Genomic DNA, 21,570 nt, shown 5'->3' with positions numbered 1-21,570 from the left:
ATCAGCCTCCCATCGGGGTTTGTTGCGGGGAATAGTGCTCGGATTCCTCGTGCGCGTACAGGGTTTCCAGCGCCTGTTCCTTGATTTCCCGGTATCGCGCCGAGGCCATGATCTCGAAGGTCCGGGGCCTTGGCAAATCGACCTCGATCGCGCGGCCGACCCGGCCCAGCTTCGGGTCCATGAACAAAATCACGTCGGCGAGGAATATGGCCTCCTCGATCTCCGAGGTGATGAAGAGCGTCGTCGGGCGGGATTCCTCGAAAACCTTGAGGTAATACTCCTGCATCAATTCGCGCGTCATCACGTCGAGCCCGCGGAACGGCTCGTCCATGATCAGGACGCGCGGCTCGTTGATCAGGGCTTGCGCGATCTCGGCGCGCCGCTTCATTCCGCCGGAAAGCTGGCCCGGAAACTTGTCCTGGAAGTCGAGCAGGCCGAAGCGCTGGAGCAGGTCGCGCGCCTTGGCGCGGGCCTCGGCCTTGGCGCCGGCGGTGCGCACCGAAGGCCCGAACAGCACGTTGTCGGCGACCGTCATCCACGGCCACAAGGTGGTTTCCTGGAACACCATCAGGCGATTGGGACCGGGCTTCTCGACCGCCGCGCCGTCGAGCAGCACCCGCCCCCGGTCGGGCGCGACGTAGCCGGCGAGGATGTAGGCGAGGGTCGATTTGCCCGAACCGGAAGGCCCCATCAGCACCGTGAGCCTCCCGGCGGCGACCGCGAGCGAGCAATTGTCCAATACGCGCACCGGGGCCTGTCCCTTGGCGCGGTAGGTTTTGCTCAAATTCTCGGCGCGGAGTTCGCCGCCGCTCATCGCCGCCCCCGGAATTTCGGATCATGCTGCGCCCAGGGCATCAGCCGCGCCTCGATATAATCGACAATGCGCGCCGAGAGATACCCGGCGATGCCGATGCTGATCATGCCGACGATCACGATCTCGGGCGTGTTGCTGACGTAGCCTTCCCACGTCAGCCGGCCGAGGCCGAGGTCGCCCGCGATCATCTCGGCCGCCACCAGCACGTCCCAGGTGATGGCGATGCCGAGCGTCATGCCGACCGCGACCGAGGGGATGACCGCCGGCAGGACGATGCGGAGAAAAATCCGCCAGGGCGTGGCGCCGAGCGACGTCGCCAGCCAAAAATAACGCTCGGGGATGTGGCGGATGCCGTCGAAGACGTTGATGACGATGACGAAGAAGGCGCCGATGAAGGTGATGAAGATGATGCTGGCCTCGTGCGTCGGCCAAAAAAGAATCGAGACCGGCACCCAGGCGAGCGGCGGAATCGGGCGCAGCACCTCGAATACCGGGAACACGATTTCTTCGGTGGTGCGGCTGAGACCAAGCGCGATGCCGAGCGGGATGCCGAACAATTGCGCGAAACCGAACCCCCACAGCACCCGCTCGAAACTCGCCGCCCAGTTGCGCCAATAGCGCGGATCGTCGACGAAGGAGGCGAAGAAGGTTTGCGTGACTTGGGTCGGGGTCGGGATCTTGCCGCCGAACGTGGACGACATCGTGCCCAGAATCTGCCAGACGAGGACGAACGCGACGATGGCCACCGCGCCGCGCCAATGGGCGAACAGGCGCGCGACGGCGTTTTGCGTTCGGCCCTTGGCGGCCATCACGCCAACTCCCGTTCGCCGCGTTCGAAGGCCTTCAGGGCCTCCTCGTGCACGGCGGCGATCAGTTGTTCCTTGAGGGCGACGAAGCGTTCCGAGGCGATCATCCTGGCGTGGCGCGGCCTCGGCAGATCGACCGCGACCCGCGAGCGGATGCGCCCCGGCCGGGTGGTCATCACCGCGACCGTGTCGGCGAGCAGGATCGCCTCCTCGAGGTCGTGGGTGATGAAAAAGACGGTTTTCGGGAATTGCGCGTGGATGTCCAGCAAATGCTGGTGCATGCGCCCCTTGGAGACCGTGTCCATGGCGCGGAACGGCTCGTCGAGCAGCAGCATCTTGGGGTCGTTGATCAGCGCGCGCACCAGCTCGACCCGGCGCTGCATGCCCGACGAAATCTGCCCCGGAAACTGGTGGGCGACGCGGTCGAGCCCGCCGCAGCGCGCGAGCATGTCGAGCGCCCGTGCCCGCGCTTCCTCCGGCGCCGTTTGCCGCTGCACCTTGAGGCCGTAGGTCACGTTGTCGAGCACCGTTTTCCAGGGAAAAAGCGCGCCTTCCTGAAAGACGACGATGCGGTCGGGGCCCGGGTGCGCGGCCCGGTCGGCGGACGCCAAGGGCGCGCCGTCGAGGGTGACGGTGCCCCGGGTCGGATGGTCGAACCCGGCGAGGATGTTGAGCAGCGTGCTCTTGCCGCACCCGGACGGCCCGACCAGGGCGAGGAACTCGCCGGCGGCGATCTCCAGACTGCAATCCTCCAGCGCCACCACCGTTTCGCCGTAGACCTTGCCGACGGCATCGATCGTCACCGCGCCGTTGACGGCGGTTGCGGGCGCGCTAGCCACGGACCGCACCGATGTTCTTCTGGTGCCAGCGCATCAGCCGGTCGCCGGCGACTCGGATCAGCGCGCTGCACACGTAACCGACGAAGCCGAGCGTCACCATGCCGATGACGATGGTCGGGTACTGGATCAGGTTGTAGGCCTCCCAGATCACGTAGCCGAGGCCGTAGCGGGCGGCGATCATTTCGCCCGCGACCAGCGAGAACCAGGCCGCGCCCATGGCGATCTGCAATCCGGTGAAGATCGAGGGCATGGCCCCCGGGATGATGACGTCGCGCAGCACGTCGACGGGCCGCGCGCCGAGGCAGAGCGCGGCGCGGAAGTAGGCGACGTCGATCGCGCGCACGCCGACCCAGGTGTTGAGGGTGGTGGCGTAGAACGCGACCAGGAAGACGACGAAAATCACCGCCGGTTCGGTGCCCGGAAACAGCAGGATGGCGAGCGGCACCCAAGCCAGCGGCGGAATCGGGCGCAGCAACGTGAGCAGCGCGTCGGAATACTCGCGCACCGTCGTTTTCCAGCCCATCATGATGCCGAGCGGCACCCCGAGCACGACCGCCAGTGCGAACGCGGTGGTCGCGCGGTAGGTGCTGTAGAGGATGTGGACGTAGTAATCGGCGGTGAAGACGGAAATGCCGTAGGCCGGATCGCGGCTCAGCCATTCCTGGAGGACGCCGACCGGATCGGGCAGGCGCCGGAACGCGGGAAACGGCAGCCACTTGACGCTCGCGTACCAGAGCACGAACGCGGCGGCGAAACCGAACACCATCAAACCGACACGCCGGTTGACGATCGCGGACAACATCGACGATTGGCCGCCGCCCCCTCGAAGCGCCATTTCCGGTATCTCTCCCGACCGGCATTTTGGTCGGCCCCGCTGCCGCCTCCAAGCGAAATATTTAGGTGGTACCGTCGCCGCGCGGCCCATGCTTGAATGGGCGCGTTTGAATGGGCGAGAAGGGGGCTTCCGTTGACCACGGCACAACCCGCAGGCGGCGAGCTGGCCATATTCGTCGCGCGTTGCCGCGCGGTCATGGCGGCCGAACGCGAAGCGGCGACGGTGGTCGAGAAGATCGCGCCGCTGATGCGCGATCTGCTGCTCGGTTCCAAAACCTTTCTCGCGCCGGGACATTTCCGCAGCGACCCGGATCATTATGCGCGCAACGCCATCCACATGTCCGAGGATGGCGAACTGTCCCTGTTCGCGCTGGTCTGGCTCCCCGGCCAATGGACGCCGATCCACGACCACGGCTGCTGGGGCGTGGTCGGGGTGCTGCGGGGCGTGTTGGAGGAACGCAATTATATGTCGGTCGACGGCGCGATCCGAAGCGACCACGGTATCCGCCTCCGGCGCGGCGGTGGCACGCTGCTGCCCGAAGGCGCGGTCAGCACGTTCGTGCCGAACCCAGATCACATCCACGTCACCGGCGTTCCCGACGACCGCGCCCAGGCGGTCAGCCTGCATCTCTACGGGCGCAACATGAATTCGTTCCACGTCTACGATCTTGCGGCCGGCACCCGCCGTCTCGTCGACGTGCCGCACCACCAGTCGAGGTAGGCGGTTCGATCCGCTTTTTTATCCGCGCGACTTGCCCCCGGGGAGGCCACCGGCACCGGGGACCGGCGCGATCCGCGAGGTCGCGGATTATTTGGAAACTGCCGACGCATTCCGGGATATCGTCGACCGCGCCGAGTGGAGAGGAAGGACGGAACCGATGGATGACATCGTCGCGGCCCGCGCCCTGCACGTCGTTGGCGTCGTTTTGTGGATCGGCGGGGTGGCCTTCGTCACGACCGTGCTGCTGCCCGCCGTGCGCGAGACCCGCGATCCGGCCGAGCGGGCGGCTTTCTTCGAAAAGGTGGAAAAGCGCTTCGCCGTCCAGGCCCGGATCACGACGCTGCTGGTCGGAGCGACGGGTTTACATCTGCTGGTCCGATGGGACCTCTGGCACCGCTTCGCCGACCCGGTTTTCTGGTGGATGCACGGCATGGTCGCGATCTGGGCGATTTTCACCTTCGTCCTGTTTGCCGCCGAGCCCTTGTTTCTGCGCCGGTGGTTTGAGGCCCGCGCCAAGGAGCGGCCGGAACGGATCTTCGCCCTGATCGAGCGTTTCCATTGGGTGTTGCTGACGGCCAGCCTGCTCGTGGTCCTGGGTGCCGTGGCGGGCAGTCATGGCGGATAGCGCCGTTGGCGGCCATTGTGGGCGGCCGCGTTGCCGTGAAGACGGTTCATGGCCGCGATCTTGCCGCCGGCACCCGGCGCCCCGTCGACACGGCGCAGTCGGACGTTGACAGCGCCGTCCTTTGGGAACTTTAATAATCGGAATTAATAAAAACGGCTTGGACCGTTTTTTCATTCACACAACTTCATCCCGGGGAGGCCACCATGAGCGCGGACGACATCGCCCAACGTTGGGATCGGCGGACTTTTCTCAAAGGCACCGGCACGGTCGCGGCCGGCGCCGCGCTCGGCTCGTGGCTGCTGCCGGGTTCGACGCTTGCGGCCAAGCCCAAGGTCGGTGGCACCCTGGTTCACCTGGTGCAGCCCGAGGTGCCGACGCTCGCCACCTTCCTCAGCACGTCGATCCCGGTCAGCCAGGCGGGCACGCGCGCCTACGCCGGCCTGCTCGAATACAATTTCGACCTCAGCCCGAAGCCGAGTCTCGCCGAATCCTGGACCGTGACCGACCAGGGCCGCACGGTGACCTTCAAGCTGCGCCGCGGGGTGAAGTTCCACGACGGCAAGCCGCTCACCAGCGCCGACGTGCAGTTCAGCATCATGGAAGTGCTGAAAAAGTTCCATCCGCGCGCGGCCAACAGCTTCAAGGAGGTGGAGAAAATCGAAACCCCCGACCCGCAGACGGCGGTGTTCCGGCTCAACAAGCCCGCGCCCTACATGATGATGGTGCTGTCGGGCTTCGAGACGCCGATCGTGCCCAAGCACCTGTTCGAGGGCACCGACATCAAGAACAGCAAGTACGCCAACGAGCCGGTCGGCGCGGGACCGTTCAAGTTCGTGGAATGGAAGCGCGGCCAGTACATCCGCTTCGACCGTTTCGGCGATTACTTCAAGTCGGGTCAGCCGTATCTGGAACGGGTCGTCGTGCGCTCGATCGCCGACACCGCCACCCGCTCGGCGGTGCTGGAAAAGGGCGAGGTGCATTTGGCCGGGTTCGGCGCGGTGCCCTACAGCGACGTGATTCAGCTCGCCAAGCTGCCACACATCACGGTGACCAAGAAGGGCTACGAAAGCTCCTCGCCGATCGTGCAGATCGACTTCAACACCCGCAAGGCGCCGTTCGACAACAAGAAGGTGCGCCAGGCGGTCGCCTACGCGCTCGAACGCAAGTACATCATCGACAAGATCTGGTTCGGCTTCGGCCGCGTCGCCACCGGTCCGATCAACTCGAACTTCAAGGCGAGCGGGCTTTACACCAGCGACGTCAAGAACTACGAGGTCGCCAACGGCCTCGAGATCGCCAACCGCCTGCTCGACGAAGCCGGCTTCAAGCGCAACGCCAGCGGCGTGCGCTTCGAGGTGACCCACGACATCACGCCCTACGGGGAGGAGTGGCAGCGGTTCGGCGAATACGTCAAGCAGCGCCTCGACCAGCTCGGCATCAAGGTCACCCTGCGCTACGAGGACGTCGCCACCTGGCTCCGGCGCGTCTACACCGAGTACGACTTCCAGTTCACCAGCAACTGGCTGCAGACGTTCCCCGATCCGGTCATCGGCGTGCACCGCATGCACCACTCGGCGTCGATCCGCAAGGGCACGGTGTTCGTCAACAACACCGGCTGGTCGTCGCCCAAGACCGACGAGCTGATGGACAAGGCGGCGATCGAGCCGGACGCGGCCAAGCGCGCCCAGCTCTACAAGGAGTTCCAGCAGATCGTGGTCGAGGAATGCGCGATCACTTATATCCACGAGTTGGAGTTCCCGACCATTTATAACAACAAGTACGTCGAGATCATCGACAGCGCGCTCGGAGTCCTCGGCAACTTCGACCAGGCGTACCTGAAGTCGTGATTCCCGCCCCACGGTCGGCGGGCGCGAACGCGCGGTTCGCACGATGAGCGTTGCCCGCAAGCGGCTTCGCTATATCGCCCGCCGCCTGGGGCAGGCGGTGCCGATCGTGCTCGGCATCGTCGTCACCAACTTCTTCCTGCTGCAACTGGCCCCGGGCGACGCCGCCGACGTTCTCGCCGGGGAAGCGGGGTCGGCCACGCCCGAATACATGGCCATGCTGCGCCAGCGCTTCGGTCTCGATCAGCCGCTGTTCACGCAACTTTTCTATTACGTCAAAAACGTTCTGCTGCTCGACCTCGGCTTTTCCTTTCGCCACAACATGCCGGTTCTCCATCTGATCCTCGAGCGGTTGGGGCCGACGCTGCTGCTGATGGGCGCGACCCTGGTGCTGTCGGTCGCTTCCGGCGTGTTGCTGGGGCTCCTCGCCGCGACCCGGGTAGGCAGCTGGCGCGACACCATGATTTCGATCCTCGCCATCGTGTCCTACGCGACGCCGTTGTTCTGGGTCGGGCTCATGCTGATCGTCGCGTTTTCGCTCAAGCTCGATTGGCTGCCGGCGACCGGAATGGAGTCGGTCGGCATGTTCTATTCGGGCTGGGAGCGGGTGGTGGACGTGTCGCGCCACCTGGTTCTGCCGGCGATTACCCTGTCCTTGTTCTACATGGCGCTCTACGCCCGGCTGATGCGGGCGGCGATGATCGAACAGTCGCGCATGGATTATGTCACCACCGCGCGGGCCAAGGGGTTGTCCGAACGGCGGGTCACGTTCCGCCACGTGCTGCGCAACGCGCTGCTGCCGGTGTTCACCATGGCCGGCGTGCAGACCGGCAATCTGCTCGGCGGATCGGTGATCGTCGAGTCGGTGTTCGGCTGGCCGGGGCTCGGGCTGCTGGCGTTCCAATCCCTGTTCGCGCGCGATTTCAACCTGCTGCTCGGCATTTTCTTCCTGTCCGCGTGCCTGGTGGTGATCGTCAACCTGCTGGTCGATCTGCTGTACACCTTCGTCGATCCGCGCATCGAGGTCGGCTGACGAAGGGGCGGGCGGGCACATGAAGGAATTTCTCGGCCGGATCCTCTCGCATCGCGCGGCGATCATCGGCGGCACGATCCTGGGCGTGGTGCTGCTGCTCGCGTTCGCCGCGCCGTTGCTCTATCCGGGCGATCCCTTCCAGCGGGTCGGCGGATCGTTCGAGCCGCCGTTCGGGACCTTCCTGTTCGGCACCGACTCGCTCGGGCGCGACGTCGCCGCCGGCATCGTCCACGGCGCGCGCACCTCGCTGATGATCGGACTGGTGGCGACCGTCATCGCGGTCGTGGTCGGCAGCACGGTCGGCGGCTTCGCCGGGTATTACGGCGGGGTGCTCGATGACGTTCTCATGCGGCTGACGGAGTTCTTCCAGACCATTCCGACCTTCGTCTTCGCCTTGGTGCTGGTGGCGGTGCTGTCGCCTTCGATCGGAAGCATCGTCGTCGCCATCGCGACGGTGACATGGCCGCCGGTGGCACGGTTGGTGCGCGGCGAGTTCCTGGCCATGCGCAACCGCGAATTCGTCCAGGCGTGCGTGGTGCTCGGCATGCGCGACATCGCCATCATCTTCCGCGAAATCCTGCCTAACTGCCTGTCGCCGATCATCGTCACCGGCTCGCTCATGGTCGCGACCGCGATCCTGATCGAATCCGCGCTCGCGTTCCTCGGCCTCGGCGATCCCAACGTCATGAGCTGGGGATTCATGATCGGCTCGGGCCGCACGTTTCTGCGCACGGCGTGGTGGCTGTGCGCGATTCCGGGGCTTGCCATCCTGCTCACGGTGCTGTCCATCAACCTGGTGGGAGAGGGGCTGAACGACGCCCTGAACCCGCGCCTGCGCGACCGATGAACCCGGTGTCCGACCCGGTGCTGCGGATCAACGGCCTGTCGGTGGCGCTGCCGGGGGGAGGCGACCGCGCGCACGCGGTGGCCGATCTCAGCCTGGACTTGCGGCCGGGCGAAATCCTGTGCGTGGTCGGCGAATCGGGTTCGGGCAAGTCGGTCACCGCGCTCTCGACCATGGGGCTGCTGCCGCCGCGGCTCCGCGTGACGGGGGGCGAAATCCTGTTCGAAGGGGAAAATATCCTGCGGGTGTCCGCCATCCGCATGCGGCAGATCCGCGGCCAGCGCATTTCCATGATCTTTCAAGACCCGATGACCGCGCTCAATCCCCTGATGACCATCGGCGAGCAGATCGAGGAGGTGATGGCGGTACACGAGGGCGTGCCGCGCGCCGAGCGCCGCCGGCGGGTCGTTTCGATTCTGGCCGATGTGCGCCTGCCCGATCCGGAGCGCATTGCGCACGCCTATCCGCACGAGCTGTCGGGCGGCCAGCGCCAGCGGGCGATGATCGCGATGGCGCTGGTGCTGGAACCGGCGATCCTGATCGCCGACGAGCCGACCACCGCGCTCGACGTCACCACCCAGGCGCAAATCCTGAAGCTCATCAAGGAATTGCAGGCGGAGCACGGCACCGGCGTTCTCTTCATCACCCACGATTTCGGCATCGTCGCCGAAATCGCCGACCGGGTGGCGGTGATGCAGAAGGGGCGGCTGGTGGAATTCGGCGAGGCCGACGATGTTCTTAACCGCCCGCGGCATCCCTACACCCGCTCGCTCATCGCCGCGGTGCCGACCCTGACGCCGAAGCCGCGCGCGCGCGAAAGCGCGGCGCCGCCGCTGCTCGCGGTCGAGGGCCTCGACAAGTCGTTCAGCTCGGGGGGCGGCCTGTTCGGCCGTTCGGCGCGCGTGGTGCGGGCGGTGCGGGAAGTCGGCTTCACCATCCGGCGCGGCGAAACCCTCGGCATCGTCGGCGAATCGGGTTCGGGCAAATCGACGGTGGCGCGCTGCGTCGTGCGTCTGCTGGAAGCCGACACGGGGCGCATCGTGCTCGACGGCACCGATCTGCGCTCGCTGGCGGGCGACGAGATGCGGCGTTTCCGCAAGCGCATCCAGATGATTTTCCAGGATCCCTTCGCCTCCTTGAATCCGCGCCTGAAGGTCGGGCGGCTGATCGCCCAGGGGCCGGTCATTCACGGCGTTTCCCTGGCCGACGCGCTGGAGCGGGCCTATCGATTGCTCGAACTGGTCGGCCTCGACCGGCGCGCGGCCGACCGCTTCCCGCACGAATTTTCCGGCGGCCAGCGCCAACGCATCGGCATCGCGCGGGCGCTCGCCCTCGAGCCGGAAGTGCTGATCGCGGACGAACCGGTCTCGTCGCTCGACGTTTCGGTCCAGGATCAGGTGTTGCGGCTGCTCGCCGACATTCGCGCGCGGCTCCGCCTCACCATGCTGTTCATCACCCACGACCTCCGGGTCGCGGCCCAGGTCGCCGACAGCGTGGCGGTGATGCATCAAGGCCGCATCGTCGAGCACGGCCGGGTCGAGGATATCTTCGGCAACCCGCGCCATCCCTATACCCGCGAACTGATGGACGCGGTCCCCGGGAAAGATTGGACGATCCCGGCCGTGGGCGGAAACGCCCCGGCGCCAAGCGGTTGACGCTTTTTTCGTAAAAAATATTGAAGTAAAGTTACAATCTTATTGGATTTTCCTGTTTTTTTGGTGAAGAGTAACTTCGCCAGCGCTACAAGGTATCGCATGCCAACAGAAACATCGCATTCGCGCGTTCCGCGCGAGTACTCGGGGAGGAAATCATGACGCTTACTCATCGCAATGCTCTTGGCCGTTTCGCCGGTCTCGCCGGCGCCGCCCTGCTGATGGCGGCCGGCGTATCGGACGCCGCCTTGGCGCAAGCCTATCCCAGCCGTCCGATCGAAATGATCGTGACCTGGGGGCCGGGCGGCGGCGCCGATGTCACCGGACGCAACCTCGCGCGTCTGCTGGAGTCCGAGCTCAAGGTCACCATGCCGGTCGAAAACGTCGCCGGCGCGACCGGCGTGACCGGCCTGATGAAGCTGCTCAACGGCCAGCCCGAAGGTTATCAGGTGGCGATCGTGACCGCCGACACCTACGGCCTGCTCGCCGGCCCCGGTCAGCGCTGGACCATGAACGACGTGATCCCCGTCGCGGTGTTGATCCAGCAACGCTCCGGCTATTTCGTGAAGGCGGACAGCCCCTACAAGACCTGGGCGGACGTCGAGAAGGCCGCCAAGGCCAATCCGCTCAAGGTCGGGCTCACCGGCCTCGGCTCGCCCGAGGATGTCGCTACCGCCACCATCGCCAAGCGCAAGAACATCAAGCTCGCGCCGGTGCCCTACGCCAAGCCGGGCGAGCGCTACGCGGCGCTGGTCGGCGGCCACGTCGATCTCCTCTACGAACAGGCGGGCGACGTCAAAAGCTTCATCGAGAGCAACCAGATGCGCCCGATCCTGTTCCTCGCCAATGCGCGGACCGCGCCGTTCGAGAAGATCGAGACCAGCAAGGACGTCGGCATCAACCTGGTTGCCGACCAGTTCCGCACGTTGACGATAAAAGCGGGTACGCCCCCCGACCGGGTCAAGCTGCTCGCCGACAAGATCGCCAAGGTGACCGCGACCGCCGAGTACAAGAAGTTTCTCGCCGATCAGTGGGCCGACCCCGACAGCGTCCTGGTCGGCGACAAGGCCGTCGCCTACATCAAGGGCGAGGTCGACGGGTTGGCCAAATTGATGAAGAACTAAAAGAAGTAAGCGCGCGCCCGGCGGCCGGCCGCTTGCGCCGGCCGCTGCCGCCGCGCTGGCGCCAATCCGACGTATCGTCCAGGTGAAGCCATGATCGGGATGCGCGAGCGGTTGGCGCGGGCCATTCCATTCCTGATCGTGCTCGCGGTCGGGGTATGGCTGTGGCATGTGGCCGACGGGTTCGTGTCGGCGCGGCCCGGCTACGCCGGTCCCGGGTTGTGGCCCAAGGCGGTCCTGATCCTGCTGCTGCTCGCGGCGCTGGTCGGCGCGGTGCAATCGTTCGCGCGCGCGCCGGAGGAAGGCCTCGGTGCGTTGATCGAACAGGCTTCCCGCGCGGTCGGCCGCGAGGGCGAACTCGAAGCCGACCTGCAGCTCGAATTCGGCGATCCGGCGACGCGCCAGCCGTTGTGGGCCTGGGCCGGCATCGCCCTGATGCTCGGCTATGTCGCGGTGATTCCGTGGATCGGATTCACCATCGCGACTTTCTTCCTGATGTTCGGGATCATTCTCGCCGGCGGATATCCGCGTCCGGGCGTGGCGGCGGCGATCGCCGCCGGCGGCGCGTTCGCATTTTTCTTCATCTTCCAGCGGATCGCCTATGTGTCCTTGCCGATGGGCGCGGGCCCGTTCAAGGACCTCACCATCGCGCTGATGGCCGTGATCGGGGTGCGCTGAGCCATGGACGGCTTGATCCAGTTGCTGAACGGCTTCCAGATCGTGTTGTTCCACCCGTTCAACCTGCTCGCGCTGATCGCGGGGCTGGTCCTCGGCCTGATCGTCGCGGTGCTGCCGGGCCTGACGCTGGTGATGGGCGTGGTGCTGGCGCTGCCGTTCACCTACGGCATGGGCATCCTGCCGGCGCTGATCCTGCTCACCGCCATGTATGTGTCGGGGACCTACGGCGGCGCGTTCACTTCGATCCTGTTCCGCATCCCGGGCGAGCCGATGGACGTGCCGCTGCTCTGGGACGGCTACGTCATGGCGCGCCAAGGGGAACCCGCCCTGGCGCTCGGCTGGACGCTGTTCTCGGCGCTGGTCGGCGGCATGGTCGCGGCGGTGGCGATGGTCGCCATGTCCGGGCCGGTCGCGCGTTTCGCGCTCGCGCTCTCCACGCCCGAGTACTTCGCCATCATCCTGCTCGGCCTGATGTCGGTGGTGACGCTCGCGGGCGGCCAGTTGACCAAGGCCCTGATCTCGCTCGCCATCGGCCTTCTGCTGGCGACCGTGGGCACCGATCCGACCCACGGGACGTTGCGTTACGATTTCGGGTTTTCGCTGCTCGCCGACGGCATCGAGTACCTGCTGGTGATGGTCGGCGCCTACGGCCTGGGCGAGGTGGTGACCCGGCTCGAGCAGCGCGGCACGCCGGCGGCTGTTTCCGGGCGCGACACAATCGTGACCAAGCTGCCGTCCTTGGTCGCCGCCCTCAAGGCCAAGTGGACCTTCGTGCGCGGCTCCCTGATCGGCTTCGTCATCGGCATCGTTCCCGGCGCGGGCGCGACCATCGCCTCCTTCGTCAGCTACGGCATCGAGGGCCAATACGGCAGGCGGCGCAAGGAAATGGGCACCGGTATCGCCGAGGGCATCGTCGCGCCGCAGTCGGCGGCGACGTCCTCGGTCGGCGGCGCGATGGTGCCGCTGCTCACCATGGGCATTCCCGGCTCGGGCGCGACCGCGATCATCCTCGCCGCGTTCATGCTGCACGGCGTGCAACCGGGACCGCATGTGTTCTTCAAGTCGGCCGACTTGGTCTATGCGATCTTCGCCGCCGTATTCCTGTCGGTGATCGGCATGTGCCTGATCGGCTACTTCGCCATCAAGCTGCTGGTCCGGGTACTGGAGTTTCCCGAAGCGATCACGTCGGCCTTCGTCGTGATGTTCTGCTTCATGGGGGCGATGGCGTCGCGCTCGACCGTCGGCGATCTCTGGGTCATTGCCGCGTTCGGCGTGCTCGGCTATTTGTTCGAGCGCTACCGCTTTCCGATCGCGCCGATGGTGCTGGGGGCGATCCTGGGGCCGCTCGCCGAAACCAATTTCATGACCACCATGATCAGCTTCAACAACGACTGGACGGTGTTCTTCACCCGCCCCGGCAGCGGCGCGATCATGGCGTTCAACGTGCTCGGCCTCGCCTACACCCTCTACAGCGGCTGGCGGGCGAAAAAACGATGAAGGCCGTGCGCATCGAGCGGTTCGGCAAGGCCGACGAACTGAAGCTGTGCGAGATGCCCAAGCCCGAACCCGGGCCGGGCGAAGCGCGCGTTCGCCTCGAACTTGCCGGGGTCAATTTCATCGACGTCTATATGCGCGACGGCAGTTATTCGCGCTCGCACACCTACAAGACCCCGCTGCCCATGACCATCGGCATGGAAGGGTGCGGGGTGATCGACGCGGTCGGTCCGGGCGTTGCCGATTGCAAGCCCGGCGACCGGGTCGCCTACTGCATCGTGCGCGGCAGCTACGCCGAATACGCGACGGTGCCGGCGTGGAAACTGGTGCCGGTGCCGGCGGACGTGCCGGCGCCCATCGCCACCGCCCTGATGCTGCAGGGTTCGACCGCCCATTACCTGACCCATTCCGCGTTCCGGCTGGAGCCGGGCCATAGCTGCCTGATCCACGCCGGCGCGGGCGGCGTCGGCCAGTTGCTGATCCAACTCGCCAAGCGGCGCGGCGCGCGCGTGCTCACCACCGTCGGCTCGCCGGCCAAGGCCGAGATCGCCAAGAAACGCGGCGCCGACCATTGCATCCTTTATCGCGACACCGATTTCCGCGAGGAAGTCATGCACCTGACCGACGGCAAGGGGGTCAATGTCGTCTACGATTCGGTCGGCCGCGACACGCTGGCGAGGAGTCTCCGTTCGCTCGCCCGGCGCGGCACCTGCGTCAATTTCGGGGCCAGTTCCGGCCAGCCCGACCCGGTCGCGGTGCTCGATCTCGCCGAAGCCGGCTCGGTCTTTCTCACCCGCCCGCACCTCGCCGACTACATGGCGAGCTCGGATGAAGTCCGCGGCCGCGCCGCCGACCTGTTCGCGGCCTGGAAAGCGGGCGCGCTCGCGGTTACCATCGACCGCGAATTTCCGCTTGGCCAGGCGCCCGAAGCCCATCGCGTCATCGAATCGCGCGGCACCACCGGAAAGCTTCTGTTGCGCGTCGCGTAAGCGAGTCGTCCATGATCCGCGAATTGAGCCTCCATCGCCTCGCGCTGCCGTTGCAGGTTCCCTACAAGCTCGCCTTCGGCCCGATCGACCGGTTCGACACCATCCTGGCGACGATCCGATGCGACGCGGGCGAGGGCGTCGGCGAAGCGACGGTGCTCTCCGGCTACACCGACGAGACCATCGACGGCGCCTGGATGCGGGCGCGCGCAGTCGCCCCGCGCCTGCCCGGCCTCACCCCGGCGGCGGCCAAGGCACTGGCCGAATCCGAACTGGCGGACGCGCCGTTCACGCGCACCGCGTTCGTCAGCGCGATCGAGATGGCCGAAGGCCATCCCTTGCTGGCGATCGCGGCGCCGGTCGCGGTACCGTTGCTGGTCGGGCTCGAAGCGACCGACGAGGCCGGCATCGCGCGCGAGATCGAGGCCGCGCTCAGCTCGGGCGCCGGCACCCTCAAGATCAAGGTCGGGTTCGACGCCGACCGTGACCTCGCCCGTTTGCGCCTGATCCAACGCCTCAATGCCGGTCGCCTCCGACTGCGCATCGACGGCAACCAGGGCTACACCCGCGACGACGCGCTCCGTTTCGCCAAGGCCCTTTTGCCCGACGGCATCGAATTGCTGGAACAGCCCTGCGCCGCCGCCGATTGGGACGCGGCCGCCGCCGTCGCCGAAGTAAGCGCGGTGCCCCTGATGCTCGACGAATCGATCTACGGCGAAGCCGATATCGACCGCGCCGCGCGCATCGGCGCCGCCTTCGTGAAACTGAAATTGATGAAATTCGGCTCGCTCACGCGCCTCGCCGCCGGGCTCGATCGCATCCACGCGCTCGGCATGCGCGCGGTACTCGGCAACGGCGTCGCGAGCGACATCGGCTGCTGGCACGAAGCCTGCGTCGCCCGCCGCCACGTGACCACGGCGGGCGAAATGAACGGCTTTCGGCGCCAGAGGCAATCGTTGGCCGTGAACCCGATGCGCGTCGAAGGAGGCGCGATCCAACTCGACCCGGGCCCGCTCCGCCTCGATCCCACCCGTGTCCGCGCGTCGGCCCTGGAACAGTTCGAATTCGGCGCGGGTCAAAAGGTTCGCAAAGTATCATGACGGCCCCCGATCCTATCGCCGAACGCGCCGTCGGCCCGGCAATTGGACGCACGTTGGTTACCGGCGTGATCGGCGCCGACACCCACATCGTCGGCAACCGCATCCTGAGCCTGGCGCTGGAAAAGGCGGGCTTCAAGGTGGTGGCGCTCGGCGCGCTGACGCCCGCCGCCGATTTCATCAAGGCGGCGGTCGAGACGGCGGCCGACGCCATCCTGGTGTCGTCGCTCTACGGCCAGGGCGAACTCGATTGCCGCGGCTTTCGCGATCTCTGCGTCGAAGCCGGGCTGGAGAACATTCTGCTCTACGTCGGCGGCAACCTGGTGGTCGGCAAGCGAAGCTGGGAGGAAACCGAACGCACCTACTTGGACATGGGCTTCGACCGGGTGTTTCCGCCCTCGACCCGCACCCCGGACGTGATCCGCCTGTTGAACGAGGATTTCAAGAAAAGGGCCGGGTCGCGATGACCGCGGCGCTGCTGATCGACTTCGGCTCGACCTACACCAAGCTGCGCGCGGTCGATCTGGAGCGGCCCCGGCTGCTGGCGACCGGGCAGGGCCCCTCGACCGTGGCCACCGATGTCACGGTCGGCATGGACCTGGCACTCGCCGATCTCGAACGTCATCTCGGCCGCCTGCCCGCGTTCAGGCATCGCCTCGCGTCGTCGTCGGCGGCGGGCGGACTCAAGATGGTGACCATCGGCCTGGTCCGGGAACTGACGGCGGAGGCCGCGCGCCAGGCGGCGCTCGGCGCCGGCGCCAAGCTGGTCGGCACGTTCGCGTATCGCCTGACGCCCGCCGACGAAGCGCGCATCCTCGGCCTCGCGCCCGACATCGTTCTGCTCGCTGGCGGCACCGACGGCGGCAACGCCGACGTCATCCGCCACAATGGCGCTCGCCTCGCGGCGCTCGATCTGGCGTGCCCGATCGTGCTCGCCGGCAACCGCGACGTGGGCGAGGAACTGGCGGGATTGCTCGCCGCCGCCGGCAAAACCGTGCGCCTCGCCGACAATGTCATGCCGAATTTCGGCGAACTCAATATCGACCCGGCGCGCGCCGCCATCCGGCAGGTGTTCATCGACCGGATCGTGCACGCCAAGGGCATCGACCGCGCCGCCTCGCGCTTCGACGCGGTGCTGATGCCGACCCCGGCGGCGGTGATGGAAGGAGCCCGCCTGCTCGCCGATGGCGCAGGCGATAAGACCGGCCTCGGCGAACTGCTGGTGGTCGATATCGGCGGCGCCACCACCGACGTCCATTCGGTCGCCGATGGCGCGCCCTCGCGCGAAGGGGTGGTGACGCACGGCCTGCCCGAGCCGCGCGTCAAGCGCACGGTCGAGGGCGATCTCGGCATGCGCCACAATGCCGCCGCCATCGTCGAGGCGATCGGGCCGGACGCCGTCGCACGGCGTTCGGGACTCGGCGCCGCGACCGTCGACCGGCTGCTCAAGGCGTTCTCCGCCGACGTGGAGCGGCTGCCGGCGACGCCCGAGGAAACCGCGTTCGACGAGGCGCTCGCCTGGGCGGCGGTGCGCATCGCGGTCGAACGCCACGCCGGCTTGACCCGGATCATGCAGACCGTGCAGGGGCCGGTGGTGGTTCAGACCGGCAAGGACCTCTCCGCCGTCAAGACCGTGATCGGCACCGGCGGGCCGCTCGCCCACGGCGCGACGCCGGCAAGCGTGCTGGAAGCCGCGCGCGCCGACCCCGCCCGGCCCATGTCGTTGCGGCCCACGACGCCCCGGCTGCTGGTCGATCACGATTACATGCTTTATGCTGCGGGCCTGCTCGCGGGGGTCGAGCCGGAAGCCGCGTTGGCGCTGGCGCTCGGTTCGCTCAAGCCGGTCGGGATCGATGATCATGAACAAGCTCGACGCAAGAATTGACGCGCGGTTGCCGTTCTCGGCGGCGCAAATCCCGCTCGACGAGTTTCATCGCCTGCGCAGGGAAAATCTCGCCCGTTGGCCGACCGGCGCCGAAATCGACCTCGACGAGGCCGCCGCCTATCACTTGGCGATGCCGGAAAAGAAGCGCCTGCCCGCGGTGATGAAGAAGGCCGAGGCCGAAGGCCGCTGCCTGACCCAGCCGCGCGGCGGTTTCGGCACCCTGGAATTGCAGATCGAACTGATGCGCGAGCTGGAAAACACTGGGCTTGCCGACATCGTGCCGACCACCACCGACAGCTACACCCGCAACGAGCAATGGGCCAAGGCCGCCGACGGGGTCGAGGAAAGCCGCAAGGCCGGCCGCTCCATGCTCAACGGCTTTCCCATGGTCAACTACGGCCCGCGCGAAACGCGCAAGCTGATCGAGGCGATCGGCCGGCCGGCGATCGTGCTGTCGGGAACGTCGTTTCCCAGGTTCACCGGCGAGGTCGGCTACGCCGCCGGCTACACCGGCTACCTCGGCTCGGGGGTCGCCTACACCGTTTCCTACACCAAGGAAACGTCGCTGGAAGAAGGCATCCGCAATTACCAGTATCTCGACCGCCTGGTCGCGCTCTACGCCGAGAAGGGCGTCCTGCTGCACCGCCGCCAGCCGGGATTCCTGACCGGCACCAACATTCCGCCGTCGATCGCGATCGTCACCGGCATTATCGACGCGCTGCTCGCCGCGCATCAGGGCGTGCGCGACTACGGCCTCGAACTCGCCCAGACCCTCCATCTCGTCCAGGACGCGGCCGGCATCCGCATGGCCCGGGTGCTGGTCCAGGAATACCTGAGGCGCTTCGGCTTCGACGACGTCTTCACCCCGATCACGTCGCTCCACTGGATGGGGGCGTGGCCCTACGACGAAACCCAGGCGGCGGCGCTGCTCGCCTACGGCGGCACGCTCGCGGGCGTCGCCGGCGCCAACTCGGTCACCACCAAATCGACCCACGAGGCGTTCGGCCTGCCGACCCCGGCCGCCAACGCCGAGGGCCTGCGCATCACGCGCATGGCGCTCTATCTCGCGCGCGGCCTCCGTCTCGACTCGATGCCGGAATTCCGGCGCGAGTGCGACCTGATCCGGCGCGAGGTGACCGCGGTGATGGACAAGGTCCTGGAGATGGGCGAGGGCGACGTCGCCCAGGGCACCGTGCGCGCGGCCGAAGCGGGCGTGCTCGACATTCCCTGGTCGCCCAACCGTTGGATCAAGAGCCGGGTGATGCCGGCGCGCGACGCCGAGGGCTACTTCCGCATTCTGTCGCCCGGCCTGATGCCGTTCCCCAAGGACGTACTCGACTTTCATGAGGAGTGTTTGCGCAAGCGCGCGGAGAAAGAGAACATTCCCTACGGCGACGAGTTGGCGGTGCGCAGCGTTTATGAGTTGAGCGAACCGCTCGTCAACCTCGCCCCGGCGGTTTTGGCGTAGAACCCGCTTTCACCGTTTGGGTCCGAGGCGGATCGGTTCGGCCTTTTCGACCAATTGGCCGATCAGATCGCGCGCCCGTCGCACCACGGAAAATACGGCATTGCGCACGATCGGGTCGACGGTGGCGACCCGGCGCTGGAATTCCGCGCGGGTCATGACGGTGACGACGGTTTCGTCCAAGGCGACGACGGTGGCGACGTGCGGCTGGTCGTCGAAGGCGGAAAATTCGCCGATGATCTCGCCCTTCTCCTTGAAGCCGAGGGACAGGTGGCGGTCGTTGCGCAGGGCCTTGCGCACCTCGACCTTGCCCTTGACGATCAGGAAGACGTCGTCGCCGTTCTCGCCTTCCCTGACCAGAGTTTCACCTTTGTTGAAAACCCGGGTCTTGAAACTTTCTGGAGTGGTCGTATCGGACATGTTTGTTATGGGATTGAGGTTGTTATCCTACCAAGCCTCGGACGCGCGTCCAAGATATGGCCATCCCCTTAACTTGGTTCCGGATTTTCCGCCCAGCAGCGTCCACTCAACCCGCGTCAGCCGCGCCTACCGGCGTTTGGGTCCGAGGCGAATAGGCTCCAAATTGGCGGAAAGCATATGGGCCATTTCGCGCGCGCGTCGCACCACGGCGAGAATGGCGCCGCGCATGATCGGATCCATCGCGTTGAGCCGACGCTCGAACTCGACGCGCGACATGACGGTGACAACGGTTTCGGTCAGGGCAACGGCGGTGGCAATGTGCGGATAATCGTCGAACGCCGCCATCTCGCCGATGATCTCGCCCGGGCCCTTGACGCCGAAAACGTAGGGAAAGTCGGCGTGCCGGCTTTTGCGCACCTCGACCTTGCCCTTGACGATGAGAAAGACGTCGTTGCCTTTCTCGCCTTCCTTGACCAGGGTCGCGCCCTTGCCGAAGACGCGGGTCTTGAAATTTTCGGGAGCGGTCGTTTCGGGCATGGTCGCTGCGGAATAAGGACGCATGATCCTAGCAAGATCGGCGCGCGCGTCCAAGATGGGGCGTGATTAATCGACGACGGCGATGCCCTTGATCTGCGCGTACACTTCCCGTCCCGGCCGCAGATCGAGGGCGTCGGCGGACTTGCGGGTGACGCGGGCGAAGATTCGGCTCGAACCTAGGGCGAGCGCGACCACCACTTGTCCCCGCGCCTCGTCGCGCATGTCGATCACGCGGACGGGCAGAATGTTGATGATGCTGCTTCCGGTCGGCTTTTCGAGCGCGAGGCTCACGTCGCGGGCCTGAACCTTGAGGCGCACCCGCGTTCCGGCGGAACGGGACGAACCGGGCAGCAGGAAGCGCCCGCCCGGACAGTCGATGGCGAGCAGGTGATAGGCGGCGTCGTAATCGGCGACGGTGCCCTCGATCCACGCCGCCGCGCCGTCGCCTTCGATCAGGCGAAGGTCGGACCTCGCGAGCAGGGCATCGATCGGTCCGCTCGCCGCGACGCGCCCTTTGTCCATCAGCACCAAGTGATCGGCGATGCGTGCCACTTCATCGAGGGCATGACTGACGTAGAGGACCGGGATGTCCCATTGGTCGTGGAGCCGCTCCAGGTAGGGCAACACCTCCGACTTGCGCGCGGCGTCGAGAGCCGCGAGCGGCTCGTCGAGCAGCAGCAGGCTCGGGCTGGTGGCGAGCGCGCGGGCGATGGCGACCCGCTGGCGTTCGCCGCCCGACAGCGTTGCCGGATCGCGGTCCATCAAGGCGCCGATGCCGAGCAAATCGATGGCCGCCTGCAAAGAGACCCGCCGCCCAGCCGCCGGGACTCGGTTCATGCCGTATTCGAGGTTGCGCCGGACATCGAGGTGGGGAAAAAGACTCGCTTCCTGGAAGACGTAGCCGAGCGGACGCTTGTGGGTCGGCACGAATTCATTCCGCGAGTCGTCCTGCCAAGTCGCGCCGTTGATGCGGACAAAGCCCGCCGCGCGTTCCAGCCCGGCGATCGCGCGCAGGACCGACGTCTTGCCGGCGCCGGACGGGCCGAACAAGGCCGAGACCCCGCGCCCCGGCAATGCCAGATCGACGTCCAGGGAAAAATCCGGACGGGCGAGAACGAGGTGCGCTTCGATCCCGCTCATCGGCGCCGCGCCCCGTCAGGGGCGCCCTCGAATACGCGCAGCGGGATTCGCCGCCGCGCCCCCGTCGGGTTGAGGACGTAAAGCGCAAGGAGGGCAAAAAAGCAGAATCCGACCATCGCCGCCGACAGCCAATGCGCCTGGCCGTATTCGAGCGCCTCGACGTGGTCGAAGATCTGCACCGACACCACCCGGGTCTCGCCGGGGATGTTGCCGCCGATCATCAGCACCACGCCGAATTCGCCGACGGTGTGGGCAAAGCCCATGACGGTGGCGGTGAGATACCCGGGCCGGGCGAGCGGCAACACGACCGATAAAAACGTGTCGAGCGGCGAGGCGCGCAACGTCGCGGCGACCTCGCGCGGGCGGTCGCCGATGGCCTCGAACGCGTTTTGGATCGGCTGCACCACGAACGGCAGCGAATAGAACACCGAGGCGACCACCAGCCCGGCGAACGTGAACGGCAACAGCCCGAGCCCGAGCGCGCTCGTCAGCCGCCCGACCGGCCCCTCGGGCCCCATCGCCACCAGCAGGTAGAACCCGAGCACCGTCGGCGGCAGCACGATCGGCATTGCCACCAGGGCGCCGACCGCGCTTTTGAGCCGCGAACGGGTATGGGCGAGCCACCAGGCGAGCGGCGTGCCCGCCACCAGCAGGATCGCCGTGGTGACCAGCGCCAGCTTGAGGGTCAGCCCGATGGCGACCAGCGCTTCTTCGGCCATGATTGGGTCCGCTCCC

Annotated in this window: 22 protein-coding genes; 14 read left to right on the top strand and 8 right to left on the bottom strand. The window is 66.7% G+C overall.

The window, feature by feature from the left end; genetic code table 11:
- Window position 1: 1 nt before the first annotated feature.
- The 4 genes from FJ311_04255 to FJ311_04240 form a co-directional block, all read right to left on the bottom strand.
- Complete coding sequence (locus tag FJ311_04255) at window positions 2-829, bottom strand: ATP-binding cassette domain-containing protein (protein ID MBM3950649.1); 828 nt, start codon at window positions 827-829, stop codon at window positions 2-4.
- Entirely contained in the window at window positions 811-1,623 is an 813-nt protein-coding gene (locus tag FJ311_04250; protein MBM3950648.1) for an ABC transporter permease, read from the bottom strand. The genes FJ311_04255 and FJ311_04250 overlap by 19 nt, the downstream gene beginning before the upstream one ends.
- Window positions 1,623-2,360, bottom strand: a complete 738-nt coding sequence (locus tag FJ311_04245; GenBank protein ID MBM3950647.1) for an ABC transporter ATP-binding protein — start codon at window positions 2,358-2,360, stop codon at window positions 1,623-1,625. Before FJ311_04245 ends, FJ311_04250 begins: the two co-directional genes overlap by 1 nt.
- A gap of 91 nt (window positions 2,361-2,451) precedes the next feature.
- A complete protein-coding gene (locus FJ311_04240) occupies window positions 2,452-3,225 on the bottom strand; it encodes an ABC transporter permease (GenBank protein MBM3950646.1) in 774 nt (257 codons plus the stop codon).
- A gap of 264 nt (window positions 3,226-3,489) precedes the next feature.
- Here FJ311_04240 and FJ311_04235 point away from each other — a divergent pair, with 264 nt between their 5' ends.
- The 14 genes from FJ311_04235 (at window position 3,490) to FJ311_04170 (ending at window position 18,741) form a co-directional block, all read left to right on the top strand.
- Complete coding sequence (locus tag FJ311_04235; protein MBM3950645.1) at window positions 3,490-4,014, top strand: cysteine dioxygenase; 525 nt, start codon at window positions 3,490-3,492, stop codon at window positions 4,012-4,014.
- A 157-nt stretch (window positions 4,015-4,171) separates the two neighbouring features.
- Complete coding sequence (locus FJ311_04230; protein MBM3950644.1) at window positions 4,172-4,639, top strand: hypothetical protein; 468 nt, start codon at window positions 4,172-4,174, stop codon at window positions 4,637-4,639.
- A 203-nt stretch (window positions 4,640-4,842) separates the two neighbouring features.
- Complete coding sequence (locus FJ311_04225; protein MBM3950643.1) at window positions 4,843-6,486, top strand: twin-arginine translocation signal domain-containing protein; 1,644 nt, start codon at window positions 4,843-4,845, stop codon at window positions 6,484-6,486.
- A gap of 43 nt (window positions 6,487-6,529) precedes the next feature.
- On the top strand, window positions 6,530-7,516 hold the full coding sequence (locus tag FJ311_04220; protein ID MBM3950642.1) for an ABC transporter permease: 987 nt from the start codon (window positions 6,530-6,532) through the stop codon (window positions 7,514-7,516).
- 19 nt (window positions 7,517-7,535) lie between these two features.
- A complete protein-coding gene (locus tag FJ311_04215) occupies window positions 7,536-8,363 on the top strand; it encodes an ABC transporter permease (protein MBM3950641.1) in 828 nt (275 codons plus the stop codon).
- A complete protein-coding gene (locus FJ311_04210) occupies window positions 8,360-10,015 on the top strand; it encodes an ABC transporter ATP-binding protein (protein MBM3950640.1) in 1,656 nt (551 codons plus the stop codon). The genes FJ311_04215 and FJ311_04210 overlap by 4 nt, the downstream gene beginning before the upstream one ends.
- Before the next feature lie 155 nt (window positions 10,016-10,170).
- Window positions 10,171-11,136: a tripartite tricarboxylate transporter substrate binding protein gene (locus tag FJ311_04205; GenBank protein ID MBM3950639.1), complete on the top strand. Its 966-nt coding sequence runs from the start codon at window positions 10,171-10,173 to the stop codon at window positions 11,134-11,136.
- 90 nt (window positions 11,137-11,226) lie between these two features.
- Window positions 11,227-11,811, top strand: a complete 585-nt coding sequence (locus tag FJ311_04200; protein MBM3950638.1) for a hypothetical protein — start codon at window positions 11,227-11,229, stop codon at window positions 11,809-11,811.
- A gap of 3 nt (window positions 11,812-11,814) precedes the next feature.
- A complete protein-coding gene (locus FJ311_04195) occupies window positions 11,815-13,308 on the top strand; it encodes a hypothetical protein (GenBank protein MBM3950637.1) in 1,494 nt (497 codons plus the stop codon).
- Window positions 13,305-14,294, top strand: coding sequence for a quinone oxidoreductase (locus FJ311_04190; GenBank protein MBM3950636.1), 990 nt, complete (start codon window positions 13,305-13,307; stop codon window positions 14,292-14,294). Before FJ311_04195 ends, FJ311_04190 begins: the two co-directional genes overlap by 4 nt.
- Window positions 14,295-14,305: 11 nt before the next feature.
- Complete coding sequence (locus tag FJ311_04185; protein MBM3950635.1) at window positions 14,306-15,391, top strand: mandelate racemase; 1,086 nt, start codon at window positions 14,306-14,308, stop codon at window positions 15,389-15,391.
- The gene (locus tag FJ311_04180) at window positions 15,388-15,855 is read left to right on the top strand and encodes a methylaspartate mutase subunit S (GenBank protein MBM3950634.1); all 468 of its coding nucleotides are present in this window, start codon (window positions 15,388-15,390) and stop codon (window positions 15,853-15,855) included. Before FJ311_04185 ends, FJ311_04180 begins: the two co-directional genes overlap by 4 nt.
- Window positions 15,852-17,273, top strand: a complete 1,422-nt coding sequence (locus FJ311_04175; GenBank protein MBM3950633.1) for a hypothetical protein — start codon at window positions 15,852-15,854, stop codon at window positions 17,271-17,273. The genes FJ311_04180 and FJ311_04175 overlap by 4 nt, the downstream gene beginning before the upstream one ends.
- On the top strand, window positions 17,161-18,741 hold the full coding sequence (locus FJ311_04170; GenBank protein MBM3950632.1) for a methylaspartate mutase subunit E: 1,581 nt from the start codon (window positions 17,161-17,163) through the stop codon (window positions 18,739-18,741). Before FJ311_04175 ends, FJ311_04170 begins: the two co-directional genes overlap by 113 nt.
- A gap of 9 nt (window positions 18,742-18,750) precedes the next feature.
- Here the strand turns inward: FJ311_04170 and FJ311_04165 are convergent, their stop codons facing one another.
- The 4 genes from FJ311_04165 to modB form a co-directional block, all read right to left on the bottom strand.
- A complete protein-coding gene (locus tag FJ311_04165; GenBank protein ID MBM3950631.1) occupies window positions 18,751-19,158 on the bottom strand; it encodes a cyclic nucleotide-binding domain-containing protein in 408 nt (135 codons plus the stop codon).
- 126 nt (window positions 19,159-19,284) lie between these two features.
- Window positions 19,285-19,719, bottom strand: coding sequence for a cyclic nucleotide-binding domain-containing protein (locus FJ311_04160; GenBank protein MBM3950630.1), 435 nt, complete (start codon window positions 19,717-19,719; stop codon window positions 19,285-19,287).
- 42 nt (window positions 19,720-19,761) lie between these two features.
- Window positions 19,762-20,835, bottom strand: a complete 1,074-nt coding sequence (modC, locus tag FJ311_04155; protein MBM3950629.1) for a molybdenum ABC transporter ATP-binding protein — start codon at window positions 20,833-20,835, stop codon at window positions 19,762-19,764.
- Window positions 20,832-21,554 (bottom strand): molybdate ABC transporter permease subunit, encoded by a 723-nt coding sequence (modB, locus tag FJ311_04150; protein ID MBM3950628.1) that lies wholly within the window; start codon window positions 21,552-21,554, stop codon window positions 20,832-20,834. The genes modC and modB overlap by 4 nt, the downstream gene beginning before the upstream one ends.
- Window positions 21,555-21,570 lie beyond the last annotated feature (16 nt).

The organism is Rhodospirillales bacterium (assembly GCA_016872535.1).
Classification (GTDB): domain Bacteria; phylum Pseudomonadota; class Alphaproteobacteria; order Rhodospirillales; family 2-12-FULL-67-15; genus 2-12-FULL-67-15.
Note: the sequence above shows the minus strand (reverse complement) of the source record. Positions and strands in the feature narration are given on the sequence as shown.